The organism is Pseudoalteromonas sp. TB41 (genome assembly GCF_000497975.1).
Classification (GTDB): Bacteria; Pseudomonadota; Gammaproteobacteria; order Enterobacterales; family Alteromonadaceae; genus Pseudoalteromonas; species Pseudoalteromonas tetraodonis.
Genome location: NZ_AUTH01000098.1, coordinates 35,571 through 54,452, shown reverse-complemented (window position 1 = coordinate 54,452; position 18,882 = coordinate 35,571). Strand labels below are relative to the sequence as shown.

Sequence of the window (18,882 nt, the reverse complement as noted above, 5' to 3'; positions counted from 1 at the left end):
GGCTAATTGTTTTACTATTTAAGTAATCAGTAAATGCAAACAGTACACCCGACACAACAAAGGTAACGTGTATGAGCACTTTCCAGAGTAATTCATCACTTGAATGAGATGCAGAGCTTATAAACACCTTTAGTAGCTCAACGGCTGAAATGGCGACTATTGCACTAATCAGTTTCATTTTTAAACCAGAAAACCCTACTTTTCCCATCCATACGGGACGGTCCTCATGATTTTCTATATTAAGCTTAGAGACAAAGTTTTCGTAGCCACTGAATATAATAATTAATAAAAGTCCAGCTAACAAAGCGGTATCAACCAAAGTTAATATACCCACCAACAACTCTTGATTACTGGCAGTAAACGTTGCGATCCCCATCAAATACAGCTGTTTAAAAAATTTTATTAGTAATAAAACCACAGCAAATAGTAAACCGACAAAAAATGGGGCTAATAACCAACGTCCTTTGAATATAAACGACTCAAGAGCATGCTCTACTTTATGAACAGGTTGTATTTTTTTATTTATATTATTTGTATGTGGCTCTGACATAAGAACACCTAAAAATTAAAACGCGACATTAGCCTAAATTTAGCTGTAACACAATTAGTTAAGGTTAAACACTTTTACGCGATACGCTCATCTTGACGATAAAAATATTTCGTTTCCCTTTATTTTATATTCGATTAAAAATCAATATACCAACAGAGATGTTCTGGCTTGGTTACACTTGTTTTATGTAGGCATTGTATGAATGCATAACTCGATTGTTACTCCATTTTTAGGAATAAGAAAATGAATAAAGCATTACTCGCGTTAATCGTTGCACCATTTTTCGTTTTATCTGCTGCTAATGCAGTGGCAAACGATGCTACAGACGCTTCAGCTGAGACGATTCAAGAATTCACAGAAATGTGTGTTAGTTGGGCTAAAGAAGACGACGTAAGCAATGAAGAGCTTTATAACTATGTTTTAAAGTGTGTGAATGATGAACTAACATCTGAAGGCTATAACAAAGTCACTGCTGTTAAAATTTAATGAATAATTGAGTGAATTGAACCTAAATTGGTTACATTTTTTAATCCTGTAAAGTAAAAAAACAGATTAGAAATGCCATTGCGATAGGTTTGATTTGACAAAAAAACCGGAACTGTCACAGGCTGTGCATTCCGGTTTTTTATTACTTAAAGCGGTAAATAATTAATTATTCATCGTCTTTTTTTACTTTTGCTTTCGCTTTACTTTTAGCAGGCGCTTTTTTAGCGGCGGCTTTNNNTCTTTTTAGGCGCGGCTTTTTTCTTTGCCTCTTCTACCCATTTACCACCTTCGTAGTGTGCCGTCCAACCAGTTGCTTTGCCATCAACCTCAGTCATTACATACTGTGATTTATTCTTACGACTGTAACGCACAACAGCAAGATTACCATCAGGATCTTTAGCTGGTGCATCAGCTAAGTAGTAAAACTTAGGCGAAATACGATCTCTAAAACGCTGTAACTCTTCTACTTTGGGGGCGCGTGTTTCTCGTGATTTAGGGAACGTATTTGCTGCTAAGAAAATACCTGCAGCACCGTCACGTAATACAAAATAGGCTTCAGACTTTTCACATTCTAATTCAGGAATATGAACGGGATCTTCTTTTGGTGGCGCGGCTTCGCCATTTTTTAATAACTTACGTGTATTTTTACACTCGTCATTGTTACAGCCAAAATACTTACCAAATCGACCTGATTTTAATTCCATATCAGCGCCACATTTATCACATTCAATAATAGGGCCGTCGTAACCTTTAATTTTAAACGTACCCTCTTCAACCACATGCCCATGACACGCTGGGTTATTACCACACACGTGTAGTTTACGGGTTTCATCGATAAGGTATGAATCCATCGCTGTTTCACAAATTGGACAGCGCTTCATTTGCATTAATGTTTCTGTTTCAACGTCTTCAACATCAGCTGCAACCGCTTCATCACCCGACACTAAGTTCATAGTGGTAGTACAGCGCTCTTTAGGTGGCAGGTTATAACCAGTACATCCTAAGAATACGCCCGTTGAAGCAGTACGAATACCCATTTTTCTGCCACACGTTGGGCAGTCAATGTCGGTTTCTACCATTTGATTAAGACGCATACCGCCTTCATCGGGTTCACCTTTGGCAATGTTTAACTGGGTTGAAAAATCGGCATAAAACTTATCGAGAACTTGCGTCCAAACACGCTCACCTTCGGCGATATCATCTAAACGGCCTTCCATTTTAGCGGTAAAATCGAAGTTCATTAAATCGGTAAAGTTTTCAACAAGGCGATCGGTGACAATCTCCCCCATTTTTTCAGCGAAAAAGCGACGATTTTCTACTCGTACATAACCACGATCTTGTATCGTTGATATAATAGAGGCATACGTAGATGGACGACCAATCCCACGTTTCTCAAGCTCTTTAACTAAGCTTGCTTCACTAAAACGAGCCGGTGGCTTAGTAAAGTGCTGCTTAGGATCAAGCTCAACTAACGTGAGCACCTCGCCTTGCTTAACAGCAGGCAGCGATTGATCTTCTTCATTCTTTTTACGTACTGCCGGTTGCACTTTAGTCCAACCATCAAAACGTAAAACACGACCTTTTGCTTTCAATGTAAAATCGTTGGCAGCGACCGTTAAGGTGGTTAAATCGTACTCAGCTGGCACCATTTGACAGGCCACAAACTGACGCCAAATAAGCTCATAAAGCTTTTTCGCATCGGCGTCCACACCTTCAACATGCCCAGAAAGCACAGATACGCTAGAAGGACGAATCGCTTCGTGCGCTTCTTGTGCATTGCCTTTTGAACTGTAGTTAATTGGATCTGCTGGTAAATATTTTGCACCAAACTCGTTGGTTACATACTCACGACACATCTCAACCGCATCTTTTGATAGATTAGTTGAGTCGGTTCGCATATAGGTAATATAACCGCCTTCATATAGACGCTGCGCAAGCATCATGGTCTTTTTAACGCCATAACCTAATCGGGTACTTGCTGCTTGTTGCATGGTTGAAGTAATAAATGGCGCACTTGGGCGACTCTTACTTGGTTTTTCTTCAACGCTGACAACTTTATATTCGGCATTCTCAAGGCTTTTAACTGCTGCACTAGCCTGAGCTTCATTTACTGGCTTAAATGGCTTGTCTGCTTGTTTAGTGACTTCTAAACGTAGGTCAGACTCGCTATTTTTAACATCGGCATGAATGTCCCAAAATTCTTCAGGAATAAATGCTTTAATTTCACGTTCGCGTTCAACTAATAAACGCACTGCAACAGATTGCACTCGACCCGCTGATAAACCACGCGCTACTTTAGCCCATAATAGGGGCGATACCATAAAGCCAACAACACGGTCTAAGAAGCGACGGGTCTGCTGTGCATAAACCATGTCGGTGTTTAACTCACCTGGGGTTTCGAATGCTTGTTGTATTGCATTTTTAGTGATTTCGTTAAAAACAACACGCTTATATTTTTCTGGCTCGCCACCAATTATTTCTTGAAGGTGCCAAGCAATAGCTTCCCCTTCTCTATCCAAATCCGTTGCGAGATAGATTTGATCAGCATTTTGGGCAAGCTTTTGTAATTCTTGAACAACCTTTTCTTTACCCGGCAATATTTCGTAATGTGGCTCCCATCCTTTTTCAGGATCGATGCCCATTCGCGCGACTAAGTTAGTATAGTCACGTTGCTGTTTATACGCTGCTTTCTCATCAGGTGGCATTTTACGCACCTCAGCAGGCGTTTTGCTTGCTGGTGCTTTGTTTTTGCCAGAACCTGAAGTAGGTAAATCTCGTATGTGTCCAATACTGGACTTAACGATAAAATCATTACCTAAGTATTTATTAATTGTTTTAGCCTTAGCAGGTGACTCTACAATTACTAGCGATTTGCCCATAGTTGCCTATTTCTAACCTAGTTTTTTAAATGTGTTTAGCCGACTCATGCGGCGCGAATATTTATAGGTATATCTACAAACACTAGTTCTTACAAGCTTTTAATACAAACTTTTCAGTATTTACTGAATAAACAAACAATTTCTGTTGTAAATTTAATCAAACCAGTGCTTTTTGAATAATTGATGTGGAATATATAGAATAGAAACAAAAATGCCAACCTTATTGGTTGGCATTTTCTATGCTTTATTAATTTTAAACCTTAGGCTCGTCTAAAATCGACATCACGGTATATTGAGTTTTCACTCCACCAGGGGTCACAAATTCGATGTATAAAAAGCCAGAATCAACATCATTTGGCTCAGCCTCTTTTGTAATATTTACTGAAACAGAGATAGGCACTTGTTGCGCAGTATTCACAACGGTGTAATCTGTTAACCCTCTTAACACACCATTGTCGGCAGTGACAGTAACTGTAGTACCTGCAGGCAATGGATTATTATGAATATCACTGAAGAAGATAGTCACTGAAATCGCGCTGTAAGGTGTGGAATTGCTAATATCAATAAGGTTTATGTCACACATACCCGCCATATCGGAAGCTTCTAAGCGAATACCATCACTTAAACTACAGTCATCTAAAGCCGTTACAGCTCTAATGTAAGGTGTACTTCCAGACATCACTAACTCTGAACGATCGCGTACATTTACTGTTTCACGCGTACATGCATTTGCAGCAAGCGCCTCGTCACTACATAACAAGCCATTGTAAATGCCATCGCCGGAATCAAACTGACCATTATTTAGTGCACCAGAGCGCTCCACATACCACTCATCCTCACCGCCATTAGAATTTACAGGGTTCGCAGGTGCGGGTAAATTTCCGTCAAAAATACCGTTTTCATTAAAATCTATAAATGCTTCAGGTAAATCTTGTAATGTAGAATCAAACTCGTTTTGATTAAATTCACCGTTAGCAGATACATCATTAAATGATTCTTCACCCACTGAGTATGCTAGCAAGCTTACACGACCACCTAATGGATAATCTATTGGCGCATTACTTGGCGCATCCGCAAGTGATATCGGGTTACCACTACTATCAAGATAGGTAAGTAGATTGCCGTTTGTGTCTAGTTGTGACTCTCTGATACCTAATGTACAAGGTGCTGCTTGGCCAAAAAAACGGTCACACTTATCAGCCACAGAGTTTTTATAAATGCTGTAATGATAAGGAATTGGGTTTTGGCTGCGCCACTGCGCTTTACACACACCATCTATGGTGCGACAAAGTAATAAAGGCGTAAATTGTTGATCATCTATTGTGCCAACTGCACCACCTTCACTGGCAATATAAATTGCCGTGTTATCAGGAACAAAATTATTAAAGTGATCGGCTGCAAATACAGTTAAGTCTGTAGTCACCCCAGCTTCATTTAGTGATTCTGTATTAAATGTTTGTACTGCAAGCGTAAAACTATCCTGATCTGGCACACCAGTGGTAATGGTTATGTCATTTGACACAATAGAGATCACATTATTTTGTGATGTATCGCCACTCACAACTTGATGTGATGCAATAACAGATAAAACTCCTGCGGCTCTTCCTGAGCGGACATTTACAGTCACTAAACCTTCATTATTGGTAAACTGAAATGCACTGTCTAGCAACGCGCCGCCGGGGTTTTGCGAAAGAGCAAAATCAATTTGCTTTTGACCAACAGGGTTACCATTAATATCTAAAAGTTTAAAGGTAAGCTCTGAGTTTTCAGTGAGAGTCTGACCGCCAGCTCCTTTAATAGCTAACACTTGATTGGTCACACCCATAAACGCGATTGAACCCGTTTGAGCGGCAGCTACATTAATATTAATTGTTTTAGTGGCAACGTTACCACCAGTAACCACGGTTGCTGTAATCGTATCTATACCATTACAACCATCCGCTTTATAAGTTGCGCTTGCCGTACCACCAATGCTAGTTACCACACTATCGATAGTGGCTCTAGGAGTAGATTCTTCTGCACATGCCGAGGTAAATTGTACTTCAAGTGGAGTGGTGAATAAGTTATTGCTACCATCTACAATCTGTGCGGTAATAATAGTAGTAGAACCTGCAGACAACACATCACCAGTTGCAATACCCGCGCTTAAATTTACATTTACTTGAACAGCGTTAATTTCAAATAAAGCACTCGCAACGCCACCCTGAGCGGTTAACTCAACTTGGCCAACACCTGAGCTACTGCCAGGCAATAAATTCAAAATAGCAACACCAAACGCATCCGTTTTAGCCGTTAAGCTTTCAGGTAATAAAATACCTAGCGTTGTTGTCGCTTGAACCAGTACATTACTTGCTGGCGTATTACTGCCAGGTTTGGTGATTTTTGCGTATACAATAGCTTGTTGTCCGAGTAAATTACTATTTTGAGAACAGTCAGATGGATCAAGCTCTAAAGAATCTCTGTCTATATTTAACCAGCTATCAGGGCAGTTTTGTAAAATTTTAATGTCAATATTTGCGGTTGAGTCATTCGATTGAGGCTCATCACCTGCCGTGTAAAAGCCAAGTTTATTTGTTGCGTCTTCGTAGCTGGCAACAATGGTTCCTGCTCCTTCAATACTACCCGCGCTAAGCTCGATAGTTGCAACACCGCTGGAATTTGTTAAAGCGCTACCTGTAGCCGGTATAAAAGAACCCAGTGTTGTGGTAAAGCTTACCTCTTGACGCACAACAGGTTGACCATCACTTCCGGTTACCGTTGCAACCACCTCTAGCGGGTTATCGGCAGTAACAATTCTATCTTCAAAATCAAGTTCAACTTGAATTGCTTGTTCGACAACGTCTCCACCGGTGCCTCCAGTATCACCGCCAACGGTTCCACTTTCTTTTTCCAGTGAGCCACCACCGCCACAGGCGATGAGTAATGTGCTGAGCCATATAATGCTGAGCAAACGAGTTAAAGGCATAGGTTTCTCCGTTGCGCTATTACTAAGTTAAACTTATTTACTTAATGTTAACCTATAACTTAGTCTAAAATCTCAGTTTTTTACTCCTTTTTTTGATAAAAATTTTTAAAAAGTTGACGTTTTTTCTGTAAAAAAAATTACATGCTGTTAGTCTATGCCAAATTTATAAAAAATAGATTGGAAATATGTCTAAAATCCGTTCAATGAGTTTAACTACTCGCATCATGATTGGTATGGTGCTTGGTGTTGCAGTAGGCTTTATATTTCAGGCTATATTAGCTGGTGAAGACGATTACCTAATTCCTCTTGGGTTATTCTCTTTGCCAATTAAAGCCTTTTTTGTTGATGGCCTTTTTCATGTAGGTGGGCAAATATTTATAGCCAGTTTGAAAATGCTGGTTGTGCCTTTAGTATTTGTATCGCTGGTATGTGGTACCTGCAGTTTAAGCGATCCGAAGAAATTAGGCCGTTTAGGCGGTAAATCAATTGGTTTATACTTAGTTACAACGGCAATAGCGATTACAGTCGCGATTACCTTAGCGCTACTATTCAACCCGGGTGAAGGCATTGGGTTACCCTCTCAAGCAAGTTATGATGCCAAAGAAGCGCCTACTTTAGCTCGCGTAATTATTGATATGTTCCCTACCAACCCTTTTGAAGCAATGGCAAAAGGAAACATGTTACAAGTAATTGTGTTTGCTCTATTATTCGGTATTGCAATGGCACTTAGCGGAAAGGCAGGTAAACGTGTCGCAACGGTATTTGAAGACTTAAACACCGTTATCTTAAAACTGGTTACTTTGCTAATGAACATTGCCCCTTACGGCGTATTTTTCTTAATGGCTAAATTGTTCACTACCATTGAACTTAACTTAATTGTGAGTTTAGCTAAGTACTTTGGCGTGGTTGTATTAGCCTTATTACTACACGCATTTGTAAACTACACCCTACTGCTAAAAATACTCACGGGTCTAAACCCGCTTACTTTCTTGGCTAAAATGAAGCACACTTGTTTATTTGCTTTTAGTACCTCAAGTTCAAGCGCGACTATGCCTATTACACTTGAAACGGCAACTAAAAAGCTTGGCGCTAATAATTCGGTCGCTTCGTTTACTATTCCGCTTGGTGCAACCATTAACATGGATGGCACCGCAATTATGCAAGGTGTGGCTACTGTATTTATCGCTCAGGTATTTAGTGTTGACTTAACTATTTCTGATTACTTAATGGTGATACTAACTGCAACGCTTGCCTCTGTTGGTACGGCGGGTGTACCTGGTGTTGGTTTAATTATGCTAGCCATGGTACTTAACCAAGTTGGCTTACCTGTTGAGGGCATCGCCATTATTATTGGTGTAGACAGATTGCTTGATATGACCCGTACAGCAGTAAACGTAACGGGTGACTGTATGGTTACGTGTGTCGTCGCTAAAAGCGAAGGTGAACTAGATGAAAGTATCTTTAACGACCCAAATGCAGCAAAAGATTTAGAGGACTACCACAAATCTATTGATTAGTATTTCTGACAATAGTCATAAAAAAAGCCTTGCTACTTCGTTAAGTAACAAGGCTTTTTTGTTGGGTTTAAGTGATTAAATTATTAAGGGTTTAACGCCTTAAACTTTGACATTAAACTTACACCCGCTTTATTCACACCATGGCTCAAACCCATTGCCAGCTTGTCACTTAATCCTTTTTTAATCTTGTATTGCACCTTGTATATTTGATGTTGATGTTGTTGCTCTAACAACGCATCATCGCTGGTTTTAATAGTATCGACTAACCCTTTTTCAATTGCTTGGGTTGCAAACCAATGTTCACCCGTTGCCACTAAATCCATATTTAAACTTGGGCGCTGAGTGCTCACAAAAGTTTTAAACAATACATGAGTTTGCTCTATCTCTTCGCGGAACTTTTCACGGGCTTTATCGGTATTTTCACCAAATAAAGTTAACGTGCGTTTAAATTCACCCGCCGTAATTTGCTCAAACTCGACATCATTTTTCTTTAAAATTTTATTAAAATTTGGAATTTGTGCAATAACACCAATAGAGCCAACAATTGCAAACGGTGCTGCAATAATATGATCAGCCACACAAGCCATCATGTAACCACCACTGGCGGCGACTTTATCTATTGATACAGTCAACTCAATACCGGCTGACTTTAAACGTTGTAATTGTGATGCGGCTAAACCATAGCCATGTACCACGCCACCACCACTTTCAAGGCGAACTAACACTTTATCTTTTTTTGCATCCGCGATTGAAATTATCGCGGTCACTTCTTCGCGCAAGCTTTCTACTTCATGTGCGTCCATACTGCCTTTAAAGTCAATAACATAGAGTCGTGATTTAGGCTCTTCTTTTTCAGCTTTTTTTTGCTCTATTTTTTGTTGCTTTTGATAGGCTTTTAGCTCTTTTTTACCTAGCGTATTATTTAAAAAGCTTTCTTTTATATTGGTCAGCTTCTCTGATAGGTCATCAATTTCAATCTCACCTTTTTTCGCTTTTGGCTTAACAGCCGAGCTTACAATTAAGGTCAAAATGACAGCGATAGCAATAATAAAGGTAATGGTTTTAGCAAAAAACAAACCGTACTCGTATAAAAATTCCAACTGTGTTCTCCGTTTATAAATTTCAGTCAATTTAGCATGCTTTAAAATAAAAAAAAGCCACTATACAGTGGCTTTTAGTACTTAATTGAGTGGTTGATTATTAATTCGTCACAACCTCAGTGTTTTGCACCATTAAAAGGCGCCCTCTTGAAGCTAGGTAAGTAGCAACCTGCAATTGCATTTCAGCATTCGCAGCTGCACTACCCGCAACTGTAGACGACTCACCTTCATCTTGTGCTGGCGTTAATATTGACCCATGATGGCCGGTATTAAATTTAACTAAATAGCTAGCCCCCATCTCTGTTGGCGCTTGAGTGGTACTCACCGTGTCTAACCCCATAAAGTTAGCCAAAGGGACAGTACCTGCAATTGGGTTATTGGCAGTCATCGGCGGAATAACCTGATCAGGCTTGTTACTATCAGTGCCATCACCAACAACAACATTCATGTATACTGGTGTTTCAAGTGCTTTTACTGTTGCGGCATAGTTAGTTGGGTCGCCGCTATCTAATGCGGTTTGTGCTGCAAATACAAACTGCGTCATCACGCCTTGTATATTTGCAAGTTTGTCAGTTTCACCGGTATCAACTAGCGATTTTTTAAACTCAGTAAAGCCACAGCTTAAGAAGTCCTGCATATCTGGTAAAAAAGTACCACAGTTTGATAACGCACCAGCATTTAAGAATGCTTTAAACTCGTCAGCTTCGGCAGTTCCAGCTTCTGAAAGCACTGAACCTTGAATAAACGGACCAAATGCCGCTGACTCTAATAAGAAGCTGGCAATACCGCCACCGCCACTTGCCAATGCAACAGCATTAACTTTGAACAGTGGGTCTACTTGCTCAGCTAATGGGCTGTTCGCTTGTGCAATAAACGCAGGCGCTACAATTGAGCCCAGCGAATGGCCAATATAAGATACCTCTTTTGCATTTAACGTATTATCACCGCTGAAGTTTAAACCTAAACGTAAACCAAGTAAGTCAGCACTTGACTGGCGTAAGCTGTCTCTGGCTACCAATAACGAGCTCAAGTTCATATAGCTTAGAACTGAACCTTTTCCCGAAGTCGCATTAAAATCATCAATACCATCAGTATCAACATCTATACCACGCTCACCATGACGTGGGTGATCGATTGCAACTGTAGCAAAACCTTGTAATGAAAGCTGTGCAGTTAACGTAAGCATGCTTTCTTTTTGTGTGGTAATACCGTGTTGCAAAATAACCACTGGCCAACCATTTTCAGGCATCTCAATGGCAGGTAAATTTAGCTGTGTTGTCCTAATGTTATTAACAACGGGTAATATAGGCTTAGTGATTTGTACCGGCACATTGGCCATGCTTTGCACTTTAGGAATAACGTTATACTTGGTTAAATGACGTGTATCGTCTAAGCCTAAATCTCGCAGCTGCCCATTACTTAGCGCTGCACACATTGCATCATTAGTGCTAATAGGATCTGTAGGGAATGCATCTCCTGCTTGGGCTTTATAACCCATTACTGCAACAGAACTATCACACATACCTTGCCAGTAAGTATCATTTAAATCACTGATTTCTTTACCCTTCGGCGTACCTAAATACATAGGTAATTGAATACTGCCTTTTTGATATTGTGCCGCCTGAAATACGTTGGGGACTGCTCTACCTAAGTCCTCAAAGATGTCCTGTACGTTTTGCATGGTCTGAGTTGGAATTTGCAAAGCAGGGGTTGGAATTGTTGGCTCTGTTATACTTTTTGCTAAAATCTTTTTAATCGTACCAAGCACTGCTCCTGCTGATTGCATTGTCATGGCAGCCGAGTAAATAATATCGTCTTTAGTAATATCGCCAGAGCTTACCACTACGTTTTCGTAGCTGTTAACAGCCCCTTGCAGCGCAAGTTGTGATGGCGTTACTAACGGCGCTTCTTGTTTAACAGTCGCATATGTTGATGATGGCTCAATTGAGCGCCCTTCTGAATCTTTCAGTCCAGTCGTTAACACATTAATGTATGAACTACCAGCCTTAAATGGCTTAAGTGGAACAACAGCAACCGCGTCGCCAGATGCTCGGGTTATAAAATCAACACCAAAGGTCAATTCGCCTACTAATTTGCATGCAGCACCGGCTGGTGCTTGCGAGCATTCAGCATCGGTTAGGCTTGCACCCATGATCACTTCAAAAATACGTACTGAGCCTGGTGAAGCTGCAGACGTTTCATCTAGACTAATGCCCGGTGGAAACGTTAAATCTATTTTAAAAGGAACTTGCGTAGACCAGCCATCAAGTGCCCCTAGTGCAAGTTGCGGATCTGCATATTCAGCTCGAGAGATAGAAACATTCTCGTCATTTAATTCCCCAGGAATATTGAGTGTGCCATCAAGCGTACCGCTCATTAATAAATCATTAGGAACCGAAATTACACCATTTGCAGGGTCAAACTTTACCGTAGCTTTTGGAATAACTGTAACCGAATCGTTTTTAACATCTTCTAACGTTTCTCCGCCGCCACAGCCTGCTAATGCAGCTGCAACTGAGAGCGAGAGTAGCATTTTTTTCATAGTGTTCTCCGCACAAATCTTATTTTTATAGTGTGTTTATAGTCAGTGTAATTAAGTTAAAATAATGTAGCTAGTATATTAATGAGACATTAGACCAGTTAAACTTAACGTAAACTTTCTAGTTTCGCCACCTAAATTTGTAATAAATTCGATTACTTGTCGATTTGCTATGTTAAAATCAAAAAAAATTTAAACATTGGTACTTTTATGCATACCTATCAAGCAACTGAAAACGCACTTAAAGACAAAGTAATTTTGATCACAGGCGCAGGTGATGGTATCGGCCGTGTCGCAGCTATTACCTATGCTAAACATGGTGCAACCGTTATTTTATTAGGAAAAACAACTAATAAACTAGAATGTGTGTATGACGAAATCGTCAATGCAGGCTACCCACAGCCAGCGATTGTGCCTATGGACTTAAAAGGTGCAACTAAGCAGAACTATCGTGATTTAGCCGCAACGATCGAAAGTCAATTTGGCCGCCTTGATGGACTATTAAATAACGCGGGTATTTTAGGTACTTTAGGGCCGTTAGAGCATTTTTGTTCATCAACATTCGAAAACGTCATGAAAGTAAACGTCACTGCACAAGCGATGATCACTAAAGCGCTATTCCCTGTTATGCGTAAATCAAAAAGTGCCTCAGTGGTATTTACCTCATCGGGTGTCGGTCGTAAAGGAAGAGAGTTTTGGGGACCTTATGCAATTTCTAAATTTGCAGTAGAAGGTATGATGCAAACATGGGCGTGTGAAGTTGAAAAAACGCCAATCCGTGTTAACTGTATTAACCCAGGCGCAACCCGTACATCAATGCGTGCAAGTGCATTCCCAGGTGAAAACCGTGATTTACTAGCAACACCTGAAGATTTAATGCCAACTTACCTGTATTTAATGAGCGACGACTCAAAAAATATCAATGGCCAATCGTTAGACGCACAAGCTAAAAAGTAATATTTAGTTTTAAACGTAAAAAAGCCGCTATAAAAAGCGGCTTTATTATTTTATTAGTAGCTAGTAGCGTATTTACTTACGTTTAGTCGGTTTTACACGTTGATTGTGCTTTTTAACCGCCTTGCGAATTTGGTTTATTTTAGCGCGCTTGTCTTTACGCTTTTCAGGAATAACCGACAGCTTAGTTTGTGTTTCTTTGCCAAGCTTTACTGTTTTACGTAAATAGTTAACCGTATCTAAATCATACTCAATCCAGCCACCTTGCGGTACACGCTTATCAAGCTCTAATTTACCGTAACGAATACGAATAAGACGTGATACTTCCACATCTTGTGATTGCCATAAACGACGCACTTCACGGTTACGACCTTCGTTAAGCGTTACATTATACCAACGATTAATACCTTCACCGCCCATAGGCTTGATACCAGTGAACTTTGCGGGGCCATCTTCAAGTTCTACGCCACGTAGTAAGTTTTTCATTGTTTCGTCAGTGACTTCACCAAATACACGTGCTGAATATTCGCGTTCAACTTCATAGCTTGGGTGCATTAAGCGGTTTGCCAATTCACCGTCATTGGTAAACAGCATTAGGCCTGAGGTATTAACGTCTAATCGGCCTACTGCTATCCAGCGATCGCCATCAATACGAGGTAAGCGGTCAAAAACGGTTCTACGGCCTTCAGGGTCTTTACGCGTACTTAACTCACCCTCTGGTTTGTTATACATAATTACACGACAAATTCTGTCTGCTTTTTCTTCTATTTTAACGGTATGGCCGTCAACACGAATTAAATCGGTTTCTTCAACCCTGTCGCCTAACTTAGCTACTTTACCGTTTACACTCACACGATTTGCATCAATGTATTTTTCCATTTCACGGCGTGAGCCTACGCCTGCACGGGCTAGGACTTTTTGTAACTTTTCACCTTGTATACTCATTCGGATGGTTCTCTCACAGAAGGATCACTTAATAACTGGGTAATTTTACTTTGCTGTTGCTCTGGCAATGCGGGTAAATCATGAAGTCCCGTTATCGAAAAATAATCTAAAAATTGTTTAGTCGTTGCATAAAGTGCCGGTTTACCGGGTACTTCTTTATGCCCAACTACTTTAATCCACTCTCTTTCAAGCAGAGTTTTAATAATATTTGAGCCAGTTGCTACACCCCGCACTTGCTCAATTTCACCACGGGTAATGGGTTGCTTGTATGCAATTAACGACAGGGTTTCGAGTAAAGCTCTCGAGTATTTAGGGGCACGTTCTTGCCATAAATTACTCAACCATGGGCTTAAACTACTGCACGCTTGAAAACGATAGCCACTGCCTACCTCAACCAAACGTATTCCACGCGTCTGATAGTGAACTTGAATGGCCTCTACAGCATCATTAATGCGCGCCATAGAAATTGCTAAGTCGTTTAAAACCGTGTCCTTAAGATGACGTTTTGATACGGGTTTGCCTGCCACAAAAATCGCCGCTTCAATGATTTCAATTAATTGTTCATCACTAATTCGCCGACCAACCATAATCACTCTAAAGTTAATAAACACACACAGCCATCTATTATGACAGAACAACGGCAAACTAGGAAAACATATTAATAAAATAACATTTTATAGGTATAAAAAAGCCAGTGAAAAACACTGGCTTGGTATCAAGTGTATTTAATAATGAAATTTAGCTATTTTTAAACTGCTCAAGCGCATCGTCCTCTGCAACAGAATCACCATGCTTTTGGATATAGCTATTAAACTCTTTTTTACTTACTCGTTTATCTTTATTGCTGTCCATGTAGCCAAAATGATTTGAAATATCATCATCGTCAGCTTCAGAAACTGAAATAAAACCGTTGCTATCATTATCTAAGCTTTTAAAGTCATTTTCTATTTTATCAAACTTCGCAATATCAGCCTTAAATGCAGACTCACTCACTTCACTATCTGTAGCAACTTTCCCAGCATTTAGCTGCATATAAGCATCATATTCATTACGGCTTATTTGATTATCCATATTTGTATCTATATTTGAAAAGTGCTGCCAAATACTATCATCGTCGGCTTCTGTTTTAGAAATAAAGCCATCGCTGTCGTTATCTAAGCTTGCAAAATCACTGTCGATTTTTTCTAAACCTTGATTTGAAGAACAAGCGGCTAAACTCAATGCGGCTAAAACAGTAGAAGCTATCGTTAATTTTTTCATCAGACGTATCCTTGTATTAATAAATTTCAAATCTAGTAATACAAATACGATGCCAAGAAAATAAACTATTAAAATCAAACAATTAACCAAGAGCAACTTCTATTACGATATTTAATAATGCAATTTTTGCAAGCTACTCTGGTAATTTTTGCAAAAAAAAAGCTCGGTAAGAACCGAGCTATTTATATCTAATACGGTAATTTAGATTGCAGCGTTTTGGTAACGCTTAACAAAATCAGTAACGCTTTGGCCATTACACTTTAATGAATTTAAGTTACCAATTTGCTTACGTACTGGTTGTAAGCCTTGCTTTAATGCAGTCATACATAACTGTGTTTCTTGGTGTGAATCTTTTGCAAATACTTCTACTTTAGACACAACTGATTGCGTTGCTGCTTCTTTTTTTGCAATGTCACGGATGTCTTGACCGTTACATAGGATACTTTTTGAATAACGCGATAAATATACACCGTGCTTTGCTGCCATTTTACGAGCAGCCGAAAACCCCTCATTAGCGCTTACAACACATAAATTAGACTCTAATTTGTTGTCTTGGCTGTAATACGTATTGCTTTGCGCAGTAGCAGTTACAGAAACAAAAAGAGAGGCGGCTAAAAGTAATTGAGTTTTCATCAGGTGGTCCTATTTGAACGAGTTAAACAAACGATTTTTGCGCATTATATAGACAACTTTTAACATATCAATTGAATATTTTATTTATTTTATTATTTAATATTGCATTTACAATGTTTAAACATTAAGCAAAAATTGATCAACATTTGTGCAGCTATTTTCTCGTTTCAATCATGTTATGTCGCTCCAAATACTGATACAATTTGGCTAACAATGAAAATAAATTTGAAGGTAAACTTTATGAAAGTCATTTCTTTTAATATCAATGGCCTGCGTGCTCGCCTACATCAGTTACAAGCTATTATTGATAAACACCAGCCAGATATTATTGGTCTTCAAGAGATCAAAGTGCACGATGAAGCGTTTCCGCTAGACGATGTACAAAAAATGGGTTATCACGTTTATTTTCATGGACAAAAAGCGCATTACGGTGTGGCAATGTTATGCAAAAAAGAGCCTAAGTCGGTATTAAAAGGCTTTACCACCGACACAGATGAGTCGCAAAAGCGAATGATCAGCGTTACCGTAGAGCAAGAAAATGGCCGTGAACTGCATGTCATGAATGGCTACTTCCCGCAAGGCGATAACATCAACCACGAAACTAAATTCCCTTATAAACGTCAATTTTATCAAGACTTAATGACTCACCTAAATAGTCATTACACGCCTGATCAAGATGTAATTGTAATGGGCGATATTAATATCTCTCCAACCGATTTAGATATTGGTATTGGTGAGGTAAACGCAAAACGCTGGTTAAAAACCGGAAAATGTTCATTTCAACCCGTTGAGCGTGAATGGCTAGCAACGTTATTAAACTGGGGCTTTAAAGACACCTTTAGAGAGCAAAACCCAGAAACTAACGATCAATACTCGTGGTTTGATTACCGCTCTAAGGGTTTTGTTGATAATCGTGGACTAAGGATTGATGTGGTTCTGGCAACGCATGACTTAGCAGCTCGCTGTATCGACACCGGTATAGATTACGAATTACGTGCTATCGATAAGCCTTCAGATCATGCCCCTATTTGGTCTGAGTTTAATTAACGATTATGCTAAGCGTGCAATTACAGGCATTACTGTGGATTGGTGTTATTGTTATTGGCTTTTTAAGTGTTAATAAATCAACATACGCCAATTTATTTAATACGCCAGCTAGGCAAACCGGCGTTTTTGCCTGCGCGCTGGTGCTCGCTTTACTATGGCGTATAAAAGCCGGTATTTTACCTGGTCTTGATCTTCATATATTGGGCATTACTGCTGTTACACTGATTTTAGGCTGGCGTCTGGCTATTTTAAGTTGTGTATTAGCAACAGCTCTGCTAACTGCTTTTGGACAAGTAGCATTCGAGCTGATTGCGGTAAAATTACTAATAAGTGCGTTTTTTCCAGTATTATTAAGCTACTTTGTATTTATGCTTTGTTACCACTACTTAGCGCGGCACTTTTTTATCTATATATTTGTTTGTAGCTTTTTAACGGCTGGTGTCGTTGCTTGCGTTAACATTATACTCGGGGGTGTTTTTTATTACGCAATTGGCGAATATAATTGGCATCAGCTAACAGAAAACTACATTTATCTCAGTCCTATTTTAGCGTTTCCTGAAGCAATGCTAAACGGTATGGCAATAACTGTTATGATCACCTATCGCCCGCACTGGGTAAAAACTTTTTTTGATAAGGACTATTTAGGCTCATGAGTCTTCATTACCATTGCCCTATTTGCAAACTTCCATTGGCACTTAATGAAAAAACATTACGCTGTGATAATAACCACAGCTTTGATTTTGCCAAAGAAGGCTATGTAAACTTACTCCCCGTGCAAAATAAAAACTCTAAACAGCCCGGTGACTCTTTAGAAATGGTACAAGCAAGGCGTTCTTTTTTAGAGCAAGGCCATTATGCATTTTTACAGACAGCCTTAGCTAATTTAGTCAAACCGCTCAATGCAAATATAGTGATTGATTTAGGGTGTGGCGAGGGGTTTTACACCCATGCTATAGCAAATAACACGCAAGCTACTGTGTATGGTGTTGATATATCTAAGTCGGCGGTAAAATACGCAGCAAAACGATACAAACAATGTCAATTTAGCGTGGCATCAATAAGCCACGCGCCCTTTAATGATCACCTTGCTGATGTGTTAATTAGCGTGTTTGCACCTTTGTTTGACGATGAACTTTCTCGCCTTGTGAAAGAGGATGGCTGTTTAGTGGTGGCAAGCCCTGGGCCTATGCACCTCAAAGAGTTGAAGAAATATATCTATAATACGGTAAATGAACATACTGAAGTTGCTACGCCAACAGGCTTTAAACAATCATCGCAACAGCTCATTACAGAGCAAATGTCACTCACATTTAGCGACGTAAGAAATTTAATAATGATGACACCCTTTGCATGGAAGTTCAGACCCGAGCATTGGCAGGCACTTGAACAAAAACAGCATCATAAGGTTACCTTGTCATTTTATATTAGCCAGTTTGTTAAAACTGCTCTTTAGTAAAGGTTTTATCCATTTTATCAAACATGTCTTTTAACAATTCAGCAAGCTCCAAATAGCGGGGCTTGTTTTTCCCCATTTGTGCGTCGTAACCGTTGGCGATCATTTTTGTAAACAACTCGTTGTACCATTGCAGCATAGCGGGTTCTAATTCTGTTTGCGCACGTTTACCTAGCCATAAAAGCCCTTGTAACGGCAAGGAGATAAAAAATAGACTACTGGCAATAGCTTGAGGTAAAAAATCAGGGCCTAAATAATTAAGCTGAAAAAACAAAGTTAGCATGGCTAAAATAGGCATTACTGTAATCGCAAGCTCGGTTGCTCTGATCACTTTAAACTCGGCAAATAATGGCGCGACCTCTTTACGCATAGGCCATGTTTTAGCATAAGCGCGCCCTAATTGAACTTGTGATATCACACTTTTTTGCATTATAAATCCTCACAATCACGGCATTTAACACTTGTAAAAGCATCTTGTTTATAAAAGTGTAACACAACTCTCACTTTATCGGTAAAAATGCTTAATTTCATTAGTAAAACTCACAAAAAGCATA

The 18,882-nt window shown here is 39.6% G+C and carries 15 protein-coding genes and 1 pseudogene; 6 read left to right on the top strand and 10 right to left on the bottom strand.

The features are described 5' to 3' along the window. Nucleotides 1-550 (bottom strand): TIGR00645 family protein (locus L641_RS0117070; RefSeq protein ID WP_024602587.1); only part of this gene is annotated, 550 nt, incomplete at its 3' end. A 243-nt stretch (nucleotides 551-793) separates the two neighbouring features. Here L641_RS0117070 and L641_RS0117065 point away from each other — a divergent pair. After that, complete coding sequence (locus L641_RS0117065; protein WP_016899532.1) at nucleotides 794-1,036, top strand: hypothetical protein; 243 nt, start codon at nucleotides 794-796, stop codon at nucleotides 1,034-1,036. A gap of 166 nt (nucleotides 1,037-1,202) precedes the next feature. Here L641_RS0117065 and topA read toward each other — a convergent pair. Both topA and L641_RS0117055 read right to left on the bottom strand, forming a co-directional pair. Further along, nucleotides 1,203-3,915 (bottom strand): annotated as a pseudogene (topA, locus tag L641_RS0117060) (type I DNA topoisomerase). A 253-nt stretch (nucleotides 3,916-4,168) separates the two neighbouring features. Continuing rightward, entirely contained in the window at nucleotides 4,169-6,880 is a 2,712-nt protein-coding gene (locus L641_RS0117055; protein WP_024602586.1) for a hypothetical protein, read from the bottom strand. Nucleotides 6,881-7,065: 185 nt separating this feature from the next. On the opposite strand from L641_RS0117055, the gene L641_RS0117050 reads away from it, so the two are divergent. Beyond that, a complete protein-coding gene (locus L641_RS0117050) occupies nucleotides 7,066-8,397 on the top strand; it encodes a dicarboxylate/amino acid:cation symporter (protein ID WP_013464802.1) in 1,332 nt (443 codons plus the stop codon). Between the two features lie 83 nt (nucleotides 8,398-8,480). Here the strand turns inward: L641_RS0117050 and sohB are convergent, their stop codons facing one another. Both sohB and L641_RS0117040 read right to left on the bottom strand, forming a co-directional pair. Beyond that, nucleotides 8,481-9,497 (bottom strand): protease SohB, encoded by a 1,017-nt coding sequence (gene sohB, locus L641_RS0117045; RefSeq protein WP_024602585.1) that lies wholly within the window; start codon nucleotides 9,495-9,497, stop codon nucleotides 8,481-8,483. A 100-nt stretch (nucleotides 9,498-9,597) separates the two neighbouring features. Next, nucleotides 9,598-12,039: a VolA/Pla-1 family phospholipase gene (locus tag L641_RS0117040; protein WP_024602584.1), complete on the bottom strand. Its 2,442-nt coding sequence runs from the start codon at nucleotides 12,037-12,039 to the stop codon at nucleotides 9,598-9,600. A gap of 207 nt (nucleotides 12,040-12,246) precedes the next feature. On the opposite strand from L641_RS0117040, the gene L641_RS0117035 reads away from it, so the two are divergent. Beyond that, nucleotides 12,247-12,993: a YciK family oxidoreductase gene (locus tag L641_RS0117035; protein ID WP_024602583.1), complete on the top strand. Its 747-nt coding sequence runs from the start codon at nucleotides 12,247-12,249 to the stop codon at nucleotides 12,991-12,993. A gap of 72 nt (nucleotides 12,994-13,065) precedes the next feature. Here the strand turns inward: L641_RS0117035 and rluB are convergent, their stop codons facing one another. The 4 genes from rluB to L641_RS0117015 form a co-directional block, all read right to left on the bottom strand. Then, entirely contained in the window at nucleotides 13,066-13,935 is an 870-nt protein-coding gene (gene rluB / locus L641_RS0117030) for a 23S rRNA pseudouridine(2605) synthase RluB (protein WP_008110001.1), read from the bottom strand. Beyond that, a complete protein-coding gene (gene scpB / locus L641_RS0117025; RefSeq protein ID WP_013464798.1) occupies nucleotides 13,932-14,522 on the bottom strand; it encodes an SMC-Scp complex subunit ScpB in 591 nt (196 codons plus the stop codon). The genes rluB and scpB overlap by 4 nt, the downstream gene beginning before the upstream one ends. A 151-nt stretch (nucleotides 14,523-14,673) precedes the next feature. Further along, nucleotides 14,674-15,195, bottom strand: coding sequence for an EF-hand domain-containing protein (locus L641_RS0117020; protein ID WP_013464797.1), 522 nt, complete (start codon nucleotides 15,193-15,195; stop codon nucleotides 14,674-14,676). 201 nt (nucleotides 15,196-15,396) lie between these two features. Beyond that, entirely contained in the window at nucleotides 15,397-15,828 is a 432-nt protein-coding gene (locus L641_RS0117015) for a hypothetical protein (protein WP_013464796.1), read from the bottom strand. 240 nt (nucleotides 15,829-16,068) lie between these two features. Between L641_RS0117015 and xthA the strand changes: the two genes are divergently transcribed. The 3 genes from xthA to rlmA are packed head-to-tail and all read left to right on the top strand — an operon-like array spanning nucleotide 16,069 to nucleotide 18,328. Next, nucleotides 16,069-16,875: an exodeoxyribonuclease III gene (xthA, locus tag L641_RS0117010; protein WP_024602582.1), complete on the top strand. Its 807-nt coding sequence runs from the start codon at nucleotides 16,069-16,071 to the stop codon at nucleotides 16,873-16,875. A 5-nt stretch (nucleotides 16,876-16,880) separates the two neighbouring features. Next, nucleotides 16,881-17,528 (top strand): energy-coupling factor ABC transporter permease, encoded by a 648-nt coding sequence (locus L641_RS0117005; RefSeq protein WP_024602581.1) that lies wholly within the window; start codon nucleotides 16,881-16,883, stop codon nucleotides 17,526-17,528. Further along, on the top strand, nucleotides 17,525-18,328 hold the full coding sequence (rlmA, locus tag L641_RS0117000) for a 23S rRNA (guanine(745)-N(1))-methyltransferase (protein WP_024602580.1): 804 nt from the start codon (nucleotides 17,525-17,527) through the stop codon (nucleotides 18,326-18,328). The genes L641_RS0117005 and rlmA overlap by 4 nt, the downstream gene beginning before the upstream one ends. On the opposite strand, the gene yfbV is transcribed toward rlmA, so the two are convergent. Next, on the bottom strand, nucleotides 18,312-18,758 hold the full coding sequence (gene yfbV / locus L641_RS0116995) for a terminus macrodomain insulation protein YfbV (protein ID WP_024602579.1): 447 nt from the start codon (nucleotides 18,756-18,758) through the stop codon (nucleotides 18,312-18,314). The genes rlmA and yfbV overlap by 17 nt on opposite strands. Nucleotides 18,759-18,882: the final 124 nt, after the last annotated feature.